Source organism: Pseudomonas sp. NFXW11, assembly GCF_049887815.1.
Taxonomy (GTDB): Bacteria; Pseudomonadota; Gammaproteobacteria; order Pseudomonadales; family Pseudomonadaceae; genus Aquipseudomonas.
Genome location: NZ_JAGEKI010000023.1, coordinates 62,590 through 78,523 on the forward strand (window position 1 = coordinate 62,590; position 15,934 = coordinate 78,523).

Below are 15,934 nucleotides of genomic sequence, written 5' to 3' on the forward strand. Positions count from 1 at the left end.
ATGTTGAGCGAGAGGGAATCGCCGAGTCGGGAGCGGCAGGCTTTGCCGTGAATGTTGCGGTGCTGAAAGCTTTGGACACCAAGTGCTTTTGCATCTCGGCGATGACATTGCTTTAAACGATGCGTGAGGTCATGGCGTCCACTGAAAGGGTCCTATTGGCATGAGCGAACACCAGCAAAGGGAATGGAAGGCAACCTGGCGCGACGAGTACCTGAAATGGATATGTGGTTTTGCCAATGCCGAAGGTGGAGTCTTGGAGATTGGGCGTGACGATCGGGGCGCACCGGTCGGCGTGGACAATGCGGCCCGCCTCCTGGAGGAGATCCCCAACAAGGTGCGTGATGTGCTGGGCATCATGGTCGCGGTGAATCTGCATCAGGAGGCCGGTGCAACGCTGTTGCAGATTGTGGTGCCGGCTTACCCCAGCCCAGTCAGCTACAAAGGCGAGTATCACTACCGCAGCGGCAGCACCAAGCAGGAGCTCAAAGGTGCAGCGCTGTCACGCTTCCTGCTGCGCAAGCAGGGGCTGCACTGGGACGGTGTGCCTTTGCCAGGCCTGAGTCTTGGCGATTGCCAGCCCGCCGCGCTGCAGGGGTTTCGTGCCCGGGCGGCGAAAAGCGGGCGAGTGGACGAAGGGGTGCTGGAAGATAGCGACACGGCTTTGCTGGCCAGTTTGCAGCTGGAGGAGGGGCAGTATCTCAAGCGCGCCACTGCGTTGCTGTTTGGCTATCGACCCGAACGTTTTGTCCCGGGTGCCTACATCAAGCTCGGCTTCTTTATTACCGATGATGACCTGCGCTATCAGGATGAAATCCATGGCGACCTGTTCTCCCAGGTGGAGAAGGTGCTGGAGTTGCTGCACAGCAAATACCTCAAGGCGTATATCCGTTACGAAGGCATTCAACGTGTGGAGCGTTATCTGTTTCCCTTGCAGGCCTTGCGCGAGGCACTGCTCAATGCGGTGATCCACAAGGATTACGCCAGCGGCATTCCAATCCAGATCAGCGTCTATGACCACCAGATCGTGCTCTGGAACCCTGGGCAGTTGCCTGAGCGCTGGACCCAGGAACAGCTACTGAGCAAGCATCCATCTCACCCGTTCAACCCACTGCTGGCGTCGGCATTTTTTCGTGCCGGATACGTGGAGTCCTGGGGCCGAGGTATCGAAAAAATCTTCAGCGAATGTCGCAAGCACGGGATTGCCACACCGCTGTTCGACATTGGGCTGTCCGGTTTGATGCTCACTTTTCGCGCAGACCCATCGCAGCTGGTCGAGGCATTGGGGGAGGCTGCTTTGCCACTGCTGCAGGCGACTACCCAAGAAACTACCCAAGAAACTACCCAAGAAACTACCCAAGAAATCAGCCTGGAAACGGTTCGCGGGCAGATTGTCGCGCTGTTGCGGCAGCAGCCCCTGGCCACCCGACGGGAATTGGCCAGGCAACTGGGCCTGAGTGCCGATGGGGTGAAATATCACTTGGGCAAACTGCGAGCTGCCGGGGTGATCCGGCATGTGGGGCCGACGAAAGGCGGGCACTGGGAGGTGATACCGCGATGATAGTCCCTGGCCCGGGAAGGTAATGGCATCACGGTGTGCCCATAGGTGTCAGGACGGGACAGCGGGCACAAAAAAGCCCCAGGCCTTTCGACCTGGGGCTTTTCGCTAGAGATGGTGCACCCGGCGGGATTCGAACCCACGACCCCTGCCTTCGGAGGGCAGTACTCTATCCAGCTGAGCTACGGATGCAGTGCGGGCGACATCATACCTATGTCGACCCGGGGCGTCCACGCCGGTTTTCATCCCCGCAGGGTTGTCCGTCGCAACCCCCGGAAACCCGGGCCGTAGCGGTAGTTTTTCCCGCTGAATCGTCCTCGCGCTGGCGCGCACCCTGCTGCCAGGTCCGTGCAATCACGGGGCACAGGGAGGTGTGGGAGATGAATTGTTCCATGCAGGGCCAGAGGCCGGCAGTGGTGGCCGATCAACTGTTCGAGGCCAGTTGGAAGGCGGTGCTGCCCGGGTTGCAGCGGCGCGCCCGGCAACTGGCGCGGGGCAATACCGATGGTGCCCAGGAATGGCTGGCGGCCACGGCGATCAAGGCGCTGCTGTTCTTTCGCCGGGCCCCGGGGCGGATTCGCGACCCTCAGGGCTTCCTGTTCCTGGTGCTGGACCATGTGTTTGTCGACAGCTGTCGCCGCCGGAGTCGCGAGCAGCGGTTGTTCGTCGACCTGGCCGATGTCGAGGACGACCCGAAGCAACAGCTGGAGTCACCACAAATATCGGTGCTGGAACAGGTGGAACTGCTGGAGGCCCTGGCCCAGATCAGTCGTCGGGTAGCGCAACTGCCACTGCAGAAGCGCCGCCTGTTTGAACTAAAGTTTGTCGATGATCTGCCCTATCCGCACATCGCCGCCGAGCTGGGGATGAACCAGCCCCTGGCGCGCAAGCATGTGCAGCTGTTGCGGGAGGCGTTGCGTTGACCTGTGCTCAAGATTCACAACTGGCCCGCTCGGGCGTTCCCGTTCAGTGAGCCTGTTTTCGACGCTGTAGCCGGCGCCGCCGCCTTCTGCGGTGGGCCATTCCATCTAAGGAGAGATGTATGCCCGATCCCATGGTCAATTCGCAGATCACCGACGCCGTCACCCAGACCAACGTCAAGGTAGTGGCCGAAGCCCCGGCCCAGGCCATCGCCTCGCTGTATCAGGTGGCCAGTCATTCCACGGGCCTATCGTTGCAGAACGCGGTCAACAGCCAGCAGGCGCTCAATCAGATCTCCAATGCGGTGGTGTCCAAGGCCGTGGCGCTGATCATGGCGATCGGCGAGTAGGGCTGATGCCCCGGGAGAATCGTCATGGCGTGGTTCAAGAAGAAAACCCCAGCTGCGGCTCCGCTCGATGACACCGCGAGTACCGCCGCCGACCCCGGCAGCGTCGACCCTGCGGGCACCCCCGGCAGTTTCGCTCCAGCAGGCGCATCTGGCGCTGCCGGGCCCAGTGCGTCGGCGTCGGCCGCCCCGGCCCAGCCGTCGATGATGCAGAGCATGAACGAGCAACTGTTCAAGCAGGCCGATACCCCGAGTGGCGGCAGCACCGCGGCCCTGAACAGCCAGATCGTCCAGGCGGTGGAGTTCACCAATGCCCAGACCTTCAGCTATGCCCCGGCGCAGATCGCGATTGCGCCGGACATGATGATCAGCCAGGCCGCCGGCCTAGTGGCGCAGTCGGCGGCGGGGTACTTCGACGGGGTCAGCAAGCTGGCCCTGGCGGCCCAGGCGGTGCTGCTCAAACAGATGACCGAAAACATCGTCAAGGAGAACGTCAAGGGCGCTGCCGAGGATGCCCTGGGCGTGCTGGCCACGGACCTGATGGTGGGTGCAGCGGCGGCGGTGGCGGCTGCCGCGGGGGCCATGGAAGCCGAGGCGGCGAGCGTGGCCATCGACAAGATCGATGCCAGCATCGCCAAGTACAGCGCCACTCTGGCCAACAAATCCTCATCCTGAACATGTCCCCGGGCGCGCAAGGCACCTGGGGTTGTGCCCGAGTCCGCGTTGTCACGCGGCCTCTGTTCCCCTGGCGTTGAAGTTCGACGGACTCGCTGCCCAAGCCTTCAGCGTCATTTATCGACAAGGAGTACGAGATGGCGAATGAAGCCCCCAGTGTGTTGCCCACCGTCATGGAATTTGCCCAGATCTACCTGAAGCGCCCGTTGACCGAAATGGAGCGTCAGGTGCTGGCGGCCTATGTCCAGGACAAACCGGTGAATCTTGCCCAGGGCGCGCAGCAGAGTGTCGAACAGGCCCGCCAGCGAGCCCAGCAGGTGATCCAGTCCGACGGGCAGCGTGCCCGGCAGTTGATCGATCAGATGAGCGGTTCCCGGGTGGTCGGCAACACCGACACCGAGGAGCGGGACAGGCTGCTCCAGCAACTGCTGGCATCGGCCGGCTCCCAGGCGGCGGCACCGCCAGCCGCTGTGGTGCAGGCCGCCCCGGCGCCGGTTGTCCAGGCGCCAGCCCTGGCGGACGATCCGGCGCTCAAGGCGATGCTCAAGGCCCTGGTGCAACAGGAAGTCCAGGCCATGGTCGAGACGCGCATGACCGAGCTGGCGCAGCAGGTCGAGGCAACCCTCAAGCAGATCCAGGCCGCCAGCGAGCAATAACCACCCCCTGAAATAACCGCGCCCTGCCCCGGGGCTCGGTTCACAGCAAAACGGCTGCCGCGTTCACTCAATGACACGGAATGCTCCGTGTACCAAACAAAGGAAGTTGAGCCATGCCACTTGTAAATGAACAAATCACCGATGCCGTCACCCAGACCAACGTCAAGGTCGTCGCTGAAGCGCCGGCCATGGCGATGGGCACCATCTACCAATCCATGGCCCAGGCCACCGCGATCCTGTTCCAGAACTCGGTTTCGGCGCAGCAGCAACAAAACACCCTGGCCCAGGCCGCGACCAACCAGGGCGTGATGCAGATCTACAGCGTCGACACCACCGCCGGCGCCGCTGCCACCGAGAAAGTCGCCCAGGGCGGTGTTTCCGACAACCTCACCAGCCTGTTGACGGTGCTCAAGTCGTTCCAGGGCTAAGCCCCTGAATGCCTGAGCGGCCCTTGCACCATTCCTGCTAAAAAAATGGAGTTTTTATGAGCACAGTCAGTCCGCAAATCACCGATGCCGTCACCCAGAGCAACGTCAAGGTCGTCGCCGAAGCGCCGGCCATGTCGATGGGCACTATCTACCAGTCCATGGGCCAGTCCGTGGCCATCCTGTTCCAGAACTCGGTTTCGGCGCAGCAGCAGCAAAACACCCTGGCCCAGGCCGCGACCAACCAGGGCGTGATGCAGATCTACAGCGTCGACACCACTGCCGGTGCGGCAGCCACCGAAAAAGTCGCCCAGGGCGGTGTGGCCGACAACCTCACCAGCCTGCTGACAGTGCTCAAGTCGTTCACCGTCTGAGCCCTTCCTCAAGGCATCATGCCAACGCCCCCGCGGTCTGCAGGCCGCGGGGGCGTTGGCGTTCGTGGGATTGGCTGTGACGTTGATCCGAAAATTTCCCGGTCACTTCGGTTTACGTTCTTTTTTTCGAACAGCCTATTGTCCTTTACCCCTGTTGACCCTAGGATTCGTTTGAGATTTCAAACGCTCTTGCCTGGGTGCCCAAGCGCACGTCTATCCTTGTGTGCGACATTTTCGTGCTTTTACCCAGTGAACGATTTTCCTGACGGCAGCTTTGTCCCCGGCCGTTGAGCGCCTCAATGCGTTCAATCCCCCCGACAGGGCGCCTTTTTACAATCACAATTCGCCCCGCGTATGCGCGGTGCTGTTAAGGAAGCCGACATGCAGCTCAAAGACGCCCAGTTGTTCCGCCAACAAGCCTTTATCGATGGGGCTTGGGTCGATGCGGACAACGGCCAGACGATCAAGGTCAACAACCCCGCCACCGGCGAGATCCTCGGCACCGTGCCAAAAATGGGCGCCGCGGAAACCCGCCGCGCCATCGAGGCGGCCGACAAGGCCCTGCCGGCCTGGCGTGCCCTGACCGCCAAGGAGCGCGCTACCAAGCTGCGCCGCTGGTATGAACTGCTGATCGAGAACCAGGACGACCTGGGCCGCCTGATGACCCTGGAGCAGGGCAAGCCGCTGGCCGAAGCCAAGGGCGAAATCGCCTATGCCGCGTCCTTTATCGAATGGTTCGCCGAGGAAGCCAAGCGCATCTACGGCGACGTGATCCCCGGCCACCAGCCCGACAAGCGCCTGATCGTGATCAAGCAGCCGATCGGCGTGACCGCGGCCATCACTCCATGGAACTTCCCTGCGGCGATGATCACCCGCAAGGCTGGCCCGGCCCTGGCCGCCGGTTGCACCATGGTCATCAAGCCGGCTTCGCAAACTCCATTCTCGGCCCTGGCCCTGGTGGAACTGGCGCACCGTGCCGGCATCCCCAAAGGCGTGCTGAACGTGGTCACCGGCAGCGCTGGCGACATCGGCGGCGAGCTCACCAGCAACCCGATCGTGCGCAAGTTGTCGTTCACTGGTTCCACCGAAATCGGTCGCCAGCTGATGGCCGAATGCGCCCAGGACATCAAGAAGGTGTCCCTGGAACTGGGCGGCAACGCGCCCTTCATCGTGTTCGACGACGCTGACCTGGACAAGGCCGTCGAAGGCGCGATCATCTCCAAGTACCGCAACAACGGTCAGACCTGCGTCTGCGCCAACCGCCTGTACATCCAGGATTCGATCTACGACGCCTTCGCCGAGAAGCTCAAGGCCGCAGTGGCCAAGCTGAAGATCGGCAATGGCCTGGAAGAGGGCACTACCACCGGCCCGCTGATCGACGAGAAAGCCGTGGCCAAGGTCCAGGAGCACATCAACGATGCCCTGGGCAAAGGCGCCACCCTGCTGTCCGGCGGCAAGCCGATGCAAGGCAACTTCTTCGAGCCGACCATCCTCACCAACGTGCCGAAGAACGCCGCCGTGGCCAAGGAAGAAACCTTCGGCCCGCTGGCGCCGCTGTTCCGCTTCAAGGACGAGGCCGAAGTCATTGCCATGTCCAACGACACCGAATTCGGCCTGGCCTCCTACTTCTATGCCCGCGACCTGGGTCGGGTGTTCCGTGTGGCCGAGGCCCTGGAATACGGCATGGTGGGCGTCAACACCGGCTTGATTTCCAACGAAGTGGCGCCGTTTGGCGGCATCAAGGCCTCGGGCCTGGGTCGTGAAGGTTCCAAGTACGGCATCGAGGACTACCTGGAAATCAAGTACCTCTGCCTGGGCATCTGATTTCGCTTCAAGCGCAGAGGGCACGAGAGCGCTGCCCCTTTGCGCCGCTGTAAAAAACGCACTTTCAAGGTGGCCCGGGAAGGCTCCGACAGTCGATCAACGCATGCTGTCGCAGCCGCTTCCCCGCCCCGCAACCCTTGAATCACACCGCTGTAGCAGCGGTGAATGAGGATTTTATGAGCAAGACCAACGCATCCCTGATGAAACGCCGTGAAGCCGCTGTACCTCGCGGTGTGGGCCAGATCCACCCGATCTTCGCCGACAGCGCGAAGAACGCCACCGTCACCGACGTTGAAGGCCGCGAGTTCATCGACTTCGCTGGCGGCATCGCGGTGCTGAACACTGGCCACGTGCATCCGAAAATCATCGCCGCCGTCACCGAGCAGTTGAACAAGCTGACCCACACCTGCTTCCAGGTCCTGGCCTACGAGCCTTACGTGGAACTGTGCGAGAAAATCAACGCCAAGGTCCCGGGTGATTTCGCCAAGAAAACCCTGCTGGTGACCACCGGTTCCGAAGCCGTGGAAAACGCCGTGAAAATCGCCCGTGCCGCCACTGGCCGCGCCGGCGTGATCGCCTTCACCGGCGCCTACCACGGCCGCACCATGATGACCCTGGGCCTGACCGGCAAGGTCGTGCCTTACTCGGCCGGCATGGGCCTGATGCCTGGCGGTATCTTCCGCGCGCTGTACCCCAACGAACTGCACGGCGTGAGCATCGACGACTCCATCGCCAGCATCGAGCGCATCTTCAAGAACGATGCCGAGCCACGTGATATCGCCGCGATCATCATCGAGCCGGTGCAAGGCGAAGGCGGTTTCTACGTCGCGCCCAAAGAGTTCATGAAGCGCCTGCGCGCCCTGTGCGACCAGCACGGCATCCTGCTGATCGCTGACGAAGTGCAGACCGGCGCTGGCCGTACCGGCACCTTCTTCGCCATGGAACAGATGGGCGTTGCCGCCGACCTGACCACCTTCGCCAAATCCATCGCCGGCGGCTTCCCCCTGGCCGGTGTCTGCGGCAAGGCCGAGTACATGGACGCCATCGCTCCAGGTGGCCTGGGCGGCACCTACGCCGGTAGCCCGATCGCTTGCGCCGCGGCCCTGGCGGTGATGGAAGTGTTCGAGGAAGAGCACCTGCTGGATCGCTGCAAGGCGGTGGGCGAGCGTCTGGTGACCGGCCTCAAGGCCATCCAGGCCAAGCATCCAGTGATCGGTGAAGTGCGTGCCCTGGGCGCGATGATCGCGGTCGAGCTGTTCGAGAACGGTGACAGCCACAAGCCCAACGCAGCGGCGGTGGCCCAAGTTGTGGCCAAGGCTCGTGACAAGGGCCTGATCCTGCTGTCCTGCGGCACCTACGGCAACGTGCTGCGGGTGCTGGTGCCGCTGACCTCGCCGGACGAGCAACTGGACAAAGGCCTGGCCATCATCGAAGAGTGCTTTGCCGAACTCTGATGGCACTGTGAGCTGATCGACAAAAAAACCCGCTTCGGCGGGTTTTTTTCATCCCCGGGTGGTCCATGGGGGGATTTGCGCTGTATGGAAGCCCGCGCATTGACTAAGGTGCAAGGGATTGCCTAGGGAGCGTGCTGCATGACCGCTGTTGATCTACCCGCTGTACCTCGTGTGCTGATTGCCGAGGCCGATCCCTGGTCCCGCGATTTGCTCAAGCAAGTGTTGCTCAACGTGCGTTGTGACGCGCGCCTGGATCTATGCGCCGACGGCCAGGAAGCCATGGACCTGTTGAGCGCCAAACCCTTCGACCTGGTGATCGCCGACTGGGAACTGCCGGGCATCGACGGCCTGGCGTTGTTGCGCTCGTTGCGCCAGCGCAAGCGCAACCCGTTGCAGCCGTTCATCCTGCTCAGCTCGCGCAGCGACAGTGCCAGCGTGCGCGAGGCCCTGCCCCTGGCGCCCACCGCCTACCTGACCAAGCCGTTGAATATGGAAGGCCTGACCCAGCGCCTGCAAGGGTTGCTGCTGGATGCCGGCCAGGAGGTTTCCTGCGAGGTGCCGGCCCTGGCCCCGGGCATGACCCTGTGGACCTTTCTCGAACGCCGTCGCGAGGTGGCCGACGGCGCGCCGCTGCTCACCGATGTGCAGCAGGCGGTCAAGCGCAGCCTCAACCCCAACGGCCTGGACCTCAAGCAGCTGGAGGAGGAGATCCACACCGATCCCCAAGTCACCGCGGTGCTGATCGCCGCCGCCAACAGTGCCGCCCAGCACCATGGCGGCGGGGTCCAGACTCTGTCCCAGGCCCTGCATCGGCTGGGCTCCGGGCAGAGCATGAACCTGATCCTCGGCCTGACCCTCAAGCGCAGCGCGCGCCTGAGCGATCCGGCCCTGGCCGACTACGCCGAGCGTTACTGGGATCTGTCATTGCACACCGCGGAATACGGCCGGACCCTGGCGCGCCTGCTGGACCTGGACCAGGAGCGCTGCTACTGCGCCGGGCTGCTGCATCGCCTGGGAGACCTGGCCTTGTTGCGCTGCCTGCAAGAATGGAAGCAGGCCGGTGGCGAACTGGACGACCAGGAAGAAGTCGGCGATGCCCTGGAGCGTTTCGGCGCCGCCTACGGTTCGGCCCTGCGCACCCGTTGGCGTATGCCCCTGGAACTGCGGGAACTGATCGCCTCGAGCTATCAGCTCGGTGGCGGGGTCTATTCCCGCGAGGCCCTGGTGATGAACCTGGCGGCGCAACTGGCACGCCTGACCGAGCATGAAGGCGTGGAACAGGTGGCCCGCAGCAAGACCGCGCGACTGCTGAAGATCGGCCTGCCCGAGCTGGTACGCCTGCGCAAGGGCTGACCTCGCGGCCATCAACCGCTGACGATACGGTTCTTGCCTTGGCGCTTGGCCTCGTACATCGCCGCATCGGCGCGGGCGAACAGGTTGTCGAGGCTCTCGTCTTCCGCCCGCAGCTCGGTCAGCCCCTGGCTCACCGTAATGTTGAAGGCCTGGCCCTGGTGGCTGAAACCCTGGCGCTGGATTTCCCGCTGCAGACGCTCGGCCACTTGCAGCGCCATGAGGGCGCTACAGCCTGGAAACACCGCGGCGAATTCTTCGCCGCCGATGCGCCCGAACAGGTCGCCGCGGCGTAGCGCCGCGCGGCCACTTTCGGCAATGCGTTGCAGCACGATATCGCCCTCGGGGTGGCCGTAGCTGTCGTTGATCAGCTTGAAGTCATCGATATCCAGCAGCAGGAAGGCCATCGGCGCGCCCTGCAGGCGCGCCTGTTCGAATTCGCGGTTGGCGCATTCGAAGAAGTGCCGGCGGTTGCTGCTCTGGGTCAGCGCATCGGTGGTGGCCAGGCGTTGCAGCTCGGCTTCCAGTTGCTTCTTGTCGGTGATGTCCTCGGCGATGCCCACCACTATCACCCGCTGCCCTGGCTCGGGGTTGCGGTTGATAAAGCACTTGTCGCTGAGCCAGCGCACCTGGCCCTGGGCGTCGATGATGCGGTATTCGCGGTCTTCCACCGCGCCCTTGACCAGCACCTGGGCCAGGCTGCGTTCGGCGTATTCCAGGTCGTCGGGGTAGATGCTGTCGCGCCACTGGTTGCTGTCGGCCAGCAGCAGCCCGGCGGGGCGGCCGAAAATCCGTTCATAGGCCGGGCTCACGTAGAGCACCTGGCGGTTGTCCCAGTCGTAGGCCCAGAGCACTGCGTTGACGCTGACCAGCAGCGAGCTGTAGAGCTGCTCGCGCTCGGTCAGCCGGGCGACCTCGCCCTGGGCATGCATCAGCGCCATCAGGGTTTGTGCGGCCTCGGGCCATTGCGCAAGCGAAGATGGAGTATGTGGATTGTTATTGGCCATCGGCACCGATCTCAAAGGGCGTGCCGCCTGGCGTTCGAGGGCGGCTGCAACCAGGCTCGCCAGGGTGGCGAAGCGTTGCTTGAGATAGGGGATCGGGCGCTAAGTTCCCGGCGGCCGGATGGACGCCAGCGGCGCCCGCCGGACGGTCGTCAGGGCCATGGACGGCGGTGATCAGGGAGCCCGGTGTTACGGATGCGAAGCGCCGCCCCAGGCAGGGTGATGGGCCAGTGATATCAGGTGGTCGGGGTTGCGTCGGCTGCGCTGCCGAGCGGGAGCAAGCTCCCTCGCCACAGGGCGGCACCGCCAGCTGCCGATTCGGGGCTGGCGGTGCTCCAGGGGCCTGGCTTCAGGCGACGCTGGGTCGCAGGGAGTAGGTTTTCAGCTGGTTGGCGAAGTCCCGCAGGGACTGGATGCCGCTGGCCTCGGCCTCGTGCACCCATTCCTTGATCGCCGCCAGCATGTCGTGGCCGTTGGCGCTGGTCTTGGCCCAGATCTGCTGCAGCGCCAGGCGCTTCTCGTAGATCACCTTCAGCGCCTGGCTGTGCTCCAGCATGTTCTGGATGCGCAGGTGATGGCGGTCGTCCAGCAGGCTGGTTTCCCGGGACAACAGGCGTTTGGCGCGATGGAACTGGTGGCGCACCGAGTGATCGACCCGGGCCAGCTCCTGCTTCACCAGCGGGCCGATCACCAGCTTGCGGTACTGGGCCATGATCTGGAAACGGTTGTTGAGAATGGCCATGGCGGTGTCCATGTCCAGGCTGCCCTTGCCCTCGACCCGGTGGGCGATCGGCGCCACCCGCTGGACCTTGGCCAGGCGCAGCAGGCAGAACAGCTTGATCCAGCCCCAGCCCATGTCGAACTCCCACTTCTTCACCGAGAGCTTGGCCGAGTTGGGGTAGGTGTGATGATTGTTATGCAGCTCTTCACCACCCACGATGATGCCCCAGGGCACCAGGTTGGTGGCGGCGTCGCGGCATTCGAAATTGCGGTAGCCCACCGCATGCCCCAGGCCATTGATCACGCCCGCGGCCCAGAACGGAATCCACATCATCTGGACGGCCCAGATGGTGATGCCGATGGTGCCGAACAGCAGCAGGTCGATCACCGCCATCAAGGCAATACCGCCGAGCTTGTAGCGGCTGTAGAGGTTGCGCTCGATCCAGTCTTCCGGGCAGTTCTTGCCGTAGATGCGCAGGGTGTCCGGGTTTTTCGCCTCTTCGCGATACAGCTCGGCGCCCTTGCGCAGCACCGTGGACAAGCCCTTGATCACCGGGCTGTGGGGGTCGTCGACGGTCTCGCACTTGGCGTGGTGCTTGCGGTGGATGGCGGTCCATTCACGGGTGTTCTGCGCCGTGGTCAGCCACAGCCAGAAGCGGAAGAAGTGCTTGAGGCCGGCATTCAGTTCCAGGGAACGGTGCGCGGAATAGCGATGCAGATAGACAGTCACCGCGACAATGGTCACGTGGGTCATCAGCAGAGTGACTGCCACCAGTTGCCAGGCGGACAAGCCAAGTAAACCTTCGTACCACATAGGCGATTAGGCCCTCGATAGAGAAAAAACAGCTCAGGCATTATCACCAAGAGCGGCGAGAAAACCAGTCGCCCTTTCAGATAGGAGTGACGGAATGTTTCTTCCTCTATAATCCCGAACTTTTCGTGTGGAAATAGACGGACCTATGTCGGTTTCTTATCGCAATGGCTTGCGTGCCGCGCTGTTCTACCTGCTGCTATCCCTGCTCTGGCTACAGTTCAGTGGTTATTTATTGAGCAGTTTCTTCGATGAATCCACCGATCAGGTCCACTGGCAATCGCTCAGCGGTTACGCCTGGGCGCTGGTCAGCGCGGTGTTGATCTTCTTCGCCCGAGCCCGGTTGCTGCGGGTGCTGGGAGCGGATCGCTGGCTGCGCCACCAGCAGAAGGACCGCGAGCGCCTGCGCCAGGCCGCGGCAGTGTTCGACTGCACCCGCGAAGGGGTGCTGGTGAGCGACACCCAGGGCCAGATAGTCCACGTCAACCGCGCCTTTATCGAGATCACCGGCTACCAGCGCGAGGAAGTCCTGGGCCGCCAGCCGAGCCTGTTCAAGTCCGGCCATCATTCGCCGGACTTCTACCGGGCGATGTTCGACTCGCTGAAGACCACCGATGAGTGGAGCGGCGAGATCTGGAACCGGCGCAAGAGCGGCGAGATCTACCCGCAGTGGCAGACCATCCGCGCGATCCGTGATGAGCAGGGCGAGCTGACCCACTATGTCGCGGTGTTTTCCGATATCAGCGCCATCAAGGATTCCGAGCACGAACTGGCCCACCTGGCCCACCACGACCCGCTGACCGACCTGCCCAACCGCCTGCTGTTCACCGATCGCGCCGAACAGGCCCTGGCCTCGGCGCAGATCCACAAGCGCGGCTGCGCCTTGCTGATGATCGATCTGGATCACTTCAAGATGATCAACGACAGCCTTGGCCACAATGTGGGCGACCAGTTGCTCAAGGCCGTGGCCCAGCGCCTGAGCCAGATGTTCGGCCCCGGCATCACCCTGGCGCGACTGGGCGGCGACGAGTTCGCGGTGCTGGCCGAAAGCTGTCCGCAAGTGGTGCAGGCCGCAGCCCTGGCGCAGCGCATCATCGACGGCTTCAAGGAGCCCTTCGAGCTGGGCGGGCAACCCCTGGTGATCAATGCCAGCGTCGGCATCAGCCTGTTTCCCAGCGACGCCCTGAGTGCCAGCCAGCTGCTGCGCAACGCCGATGCGGCACTGTTCAAGGCCAAGAGCGCCGGGCGCAACGGCTATGCCCTGTACACCGAAGAGCTCACCGCCCACGCCCAGCAACGGGTGGAAATCGCCTTCGAACTGCGCCGGGCCCTGGAGCAGCATGAGCTGCGGGTCTACTACCAGCCGGTGCACGACCTCAAGAGCAGTCGCCTGATCGGCGTTGAAGCCCTGGTGCGCTGGCAGCATCCCGAGCGTGGCCTGGTGTCGCCGGCGGAGTTCATCCCGATTGCCGAGCGCACCGGGATGATTGCCGAGATTGACGCCTGGGTCATGCAGCAGGCGTGTCGACAGATGTGCCAATGGCAGGCCGAGGGCGTGGTGCTGTCGTTTATCGCGGTCAACGTCTCGACTCGGTTGTTCGCCCGCAGCGAGCTGTACCAGCAAGTGGCCCAGGTGCTGCACGACACCGGGCTGGACCCGGCCTACCTGGAGCTGGAGGTCACCGAAAGCGCGGTGATGGAAGACCCCGAAGTGGCCCTGGAACAGATGCACCGCCTGCGCGAGCTGGGCATCCGCCTGGCCATCGACGACTTCGGCACCGGCTATTCATCCCTGCTGCGGCTCAAGCGCCTGCCGGTGCAGAAGCTCAAGATCGACCAGGGCTTTGTCGCTGGCCTGCCTGGCGACGAAGACGATGCGGCGATTTCCCGAGTGATCATCGCCCTGGCCCAGAGCATGGGCATGCAGGTGCACGCCGAAGGCATCGAGCAGGTGGAACAGGCCAGGTTCCTGCTGGAACAGGGCTGCGACCTGGGTCAGGGCTACTGGTTCGGCCGACCGATGCCGGCGCCGCAGCTGGATTGGAGCAACGCCCCGGCGATTCGCTGATGGCCGCTGCCACAGGCTGCTGTCCGCTTGCAGCTGTGGCTGCAGGCCACGTCCTGCCAGTAAATCGCTTCTGGTTATATAAAAATTCTTAAATAGTATTTTTAAGAATATTAGCGCCTATCTACTATTGCTCCACGCCGCAAGCAGTGCCGCCACTGCCAGGCACATCCCACTCAGGAGCAGCACCATGAGCGCATCTCTACGTAGCGTTGACGGCCAGGACGAAGCAACCATCTTGCGGGAAATTCAAAGCGCATTGCGCGATCTGCGCTTCGGCGCCGTGGAAATCACCGTGCACAACGCCCAGGTGGTACAGATCGAGCGCAAGGAAAAATTCCGCCTGCAGCAGCCCGGCAACAAGCCCAGCTAAGGCACGCCCGTTCCATCCGCGTCACCCTCTCGCCTTCGAGAGGCCCGACTGGACCACCGGAGGGCGTCAGTCATGACCCCCAGCATGATCCCCAGCGTTCGCCTGCGAATGCGGGCCTGATTCGCCATAAGAAAAATGCCAGCACCTTAAAAATATTCGGGAGCTCCATCATGTCGTCGATTCGCCGTTATGCCCTGGCCGCCCTCGCCAGCGCCGTATTTGCCGGTTCCGCCGTTGCCAAGGACTATGAGCTGCTCAATGTCTCCTACGACCCGACCCGTGAGCTCTACCAGGACTACAACGCCGAATTCACCAGCTTCTGGAAAAAGGAACATCCCGGCGACAGCGTGAAGATCCAGCAATCCCATGGCGGCTCCGGCAAGCAGGGCCGGGCGGTGATCGACGGTCTGCGCGCCGACGTGGTGACCCTGGCCCTGGCCGGCGACATCGACGAAATCGCCAAGCTCGGCAAGACCCTGCCGGCGGACTGGCAGAAGCGCCTGCCCGAGGCCAGCACGCCTTACACCTCGACCATCGTGTTCCTGGTGCGCAAGGGCAATCCCAAGGGCATCAAGGACTGGGGCGACCTGATCAAGAAAGACGTCTCGGTGATCACCCCGAACCCGAAAACCTCCGGCGGTGCGCGCTGGAACTTCCTCGCCGCCTGGGCCTACGGCCTGAAGACCGGTGGTAGCGAAGCAAAGGCGCAGGAATACGTGAAGGAGCTGTTCAAGCATGTACCGGTGCTGGACACCGGCGCTCGCGGCTCGACCATCACCTTCGTCAACAACGGCCAGGGCGATGTACTGCTGGCCTGGGAAAACGAAGCCTTCCTGGCCCTCAAGGAAGACGGTGGCGCCGACAAGTTCGACATCGTCGTGCCGTCGCTGTCGATCCTCGCCGAGCCGCCGGTGGCGGTGGTGGACAAGAACGCCGAGAAGAAAGGCAATGTGGAAATCGCCGAGGCCTACCTCAAGCACCTGTACAGCCCGGCCGGCCAGGAAATCGCCGCGAAGAACTTCTACCGTCCACGGGACAAGGACGTAGCCGCCAAATATGCCCAGCAGTTCCCCAAACTGGACCTGGTGACTATCGACAAGGACTTCGGCGGCTGGAAAACTGCCCAACCGAAATTCTTCAATGACGGTGGGGTGTTCGACCAGATCTACACCGCACAATAAGCAAGATCATTGCAGGCGCCCGCCTGATGTGGCGAGGGAGCTTGCTCCCGCCGGAGTGCGCAGCACTCCCAAACCGGTTCGAACGGTGCTCTTGATGCACTTCGGTCTCTGGTCTGGGGCCGCTGAGCGGCCCAGCGGGAGCAAGCTCCCTCGCCACCGGCATTGGCGCCTGTGCTGGAGAACATCCGCTAACCAAGGAC

Annotated in this window: 15 protein-coding genes and 1 tRNA gene; 13 read left to right on the forward strand and 3 right to left on the reverse strand. The window is 63.0% G+C overall.

Going from position 1 to position 15,934, the window contains the following annotated elements:
- Positions 1-160: 160 nt before the first annotated feature.
- Entirely contained in the window at positions 161-1,558 is a 1,398-nt protein-coding gene (locus J4P02_RS27330) for an ATP-binding protein (protein ID WP_426196255.1), read from the forward strand.
- Between the two features lie 112 nt (positions 1,559-1,670).
- Here the strand turns inward: J4P02_RS27330 and J4P02_RS27335 are convergent.
- Positions 1,671-1,747 (reverse strand) — tRNA-Arg (locus J4P02_RS27335).
- A 188-nt stretch (positions 1,748-1,935) separates the two neighbouring features.
- Here J4P02_RS27335 and J4P02_RS27340 point away from each other — a divergent pair.
- The 9 genes from J4P02_RS27340 to J4P02_RS27380 all read left to right on the forward strand — a co-directional run bounded on the left by J4P02_RS27340 (position 1,936) and on the right by J4P02_RS27380 (position 9,583).
- Positions 1,936-2,478: an RNA polymerase sigma factor gene (locus J4P02_RS27340; RefSeq protein ID WP_426196257.1), complete on the forward strand. Its 543-nt coding sequence runs from the start codon at positions 1,936-1,938 to the stop codon at positions 2,476-2,478.
- A gap of 119 nt (positions 2,479-2,597) precedes the next feature.
- Entirely contained in the window at positions 2,598-2,825 is a 228-nt protein-coding gene (locus J4P02_RS27345; protein WP_092318452.1) for a RebB family R body protein, read from the forward strand.
- A gap of 24 nt (positions 2,826-2,849) precedes the next feature.
- The gene (locus J4P02_RS27350) at positions 2,850-3,497 is read left to right on the forward strand and encodes a hypothetical protein (RefSeq protein ID WP_426196260.1); all 648 of its coding nucleotides are present in this window, start codon (positions 2,850-2,852) and stop codon (positions 3,495-3,497) included.
- A gap of 137 nt (positions 3,498-3,634) precedes the next feature.
- Positions 3,635-4,153, forward strand: coding sequence for a hypothetical protein (locus J4P02_RS27355; protein ID WP_426196262.1), 519 nt, complete (start codon positions 3,635-3,637; stop codon positions 4,151-4,153).
- Positions 4,154-4,266: 113 nt separating this feature from the next.
- Positions 4,267-4,581, forward strand: coding sequence for a RebB family R body protein (locus J4P02_RS27360; RefSeq protein WP_025128569.1), 315 nt, complete (start codon positions 4,267-4,269; stop codon positions 4,579-4,581).
- Between the two features lie 56 nt (positions 4,582-4,637).
- Positions 4,638-4,952 (forward strand): RebB family R body protein, encoded by a 315-nt coding sequence (locus tag J4P02_RS27365; RefSeq protein ID WP_426196264.1) that lies wholly within the window; start codon positions 4,638-4,640, stop codon positions 4,950-4,952.
- Between the two features lie 381 nt (positions 4,953-5,333).
- A complete protein-coding gene (gene gabD, locus J4P02_RS27370) occupies positions 5,334-6,776 on the forward strand; it encodes an NADP-dependent succinate-semialdehyde dehydrogenase (protein ID WP_426196266.1) in 1,443 nt (480 codons plus the stop codon).
- Between the two features lie 176 nt (positions 6,777-6,952).
- Complete coding sequence (gene gabT / locus J4P02_RS27375; RefSeq protein ID WP_426196268.1) at positions 6,953-8,230, forward strand: 4-aminobutyrate--2-oxoglutarate transaminase; 1,278 nt, start codon at positions 6,953-6,955, stop codon at positions 8,228-8,230.
- Between the two features lie 138 nt (positions 8,231-8,368).
- Positions 8,369-9,583, forward strand: coding sequence for an HDOD domain-containing protein (locus tag J4P02_RS27380; RefSeq protein ID WP_426196270.1), 1,215 nt, complete (start codon positions 8,369-8,371; stop codon positions 9,581-9,583).
- Positions 9,584-9,594: 11 nt separating this feature from the next.
- Here the strand turns inward: J4P02_RS27380 and J4P02_RS27385 are convergent, their stop codons facing one another.
- Positions 9,595-10,587: a GGDEF domain-containing protein gene (locus J4P02_RS27385; protein ID WP_426196272.1), complete on the reverse strand. Its 993-nt coding sequence runs from the start codon at positions 10,585-10,587 to the stop codon at positions 9,595-9,597.
- Positions 10,588-10,933: 346 nt separating this feature from the next.
- A complete protein-coding gene (gene desA, locus J4P02_RS27390) occupies positions 10,934-12,118 on the reverse strand; it encodes a delta-9 fatty acid desaturase DesA (protein WP_426196274.1) in 1,185 nt (394 codons plus the stop codon).
- A 145-nt stretch (positions 12,119-12,263) separates the two neighbouring features.
- On the opposite strand from desA, the gene dibA reads away from it, so the two are divergent.
- The 3 genes from dibA to J4P02_RS27405 all read left to right on the forward strand — a co-directional run bounded on the left by dibA (position 12,264) and on the right by J4P02_RS27405 (position 15,734).
- Positions 12,264-14,183 (forward strand): phosphodiesterase DibA, encoded by a 1,920-nt coding sequence (gene dibA, locus J4P02_RS27395; protein WP_426196276.1) that lies wholly within the window; start codon positions 12,264-12,266, stop codon positions 14,181-14,183.
- Positions 14,184-14,370: 187 nt separating this feature from the next.
- Positions 14,371-14,553, forward strand: coding sequence for a sulfur starvation response protein OscA (oscA, locus tag J4P02_RS27400; protein WP_022643503.1), 183 nt, complete (start codon positions 14,371-14,373; stop codon positions 14,551-14,553).
- Between the two features lie 170 nt (positions 14,554-14,723).
- Positions 14,724-15,734 (forward strand): sulfate ABC transporter substrate-binding protein, encoded by a 1,011-nt coding sequence (locus tag J4P02_RS27405; protein ID WP_426196279.1) that lies wholly within the window; start codon positions 14,724-14,726, stop codon positions 15,732-15,734.
- Positions 15,735-15,934 lie beyond the last annotated feature (200 nt).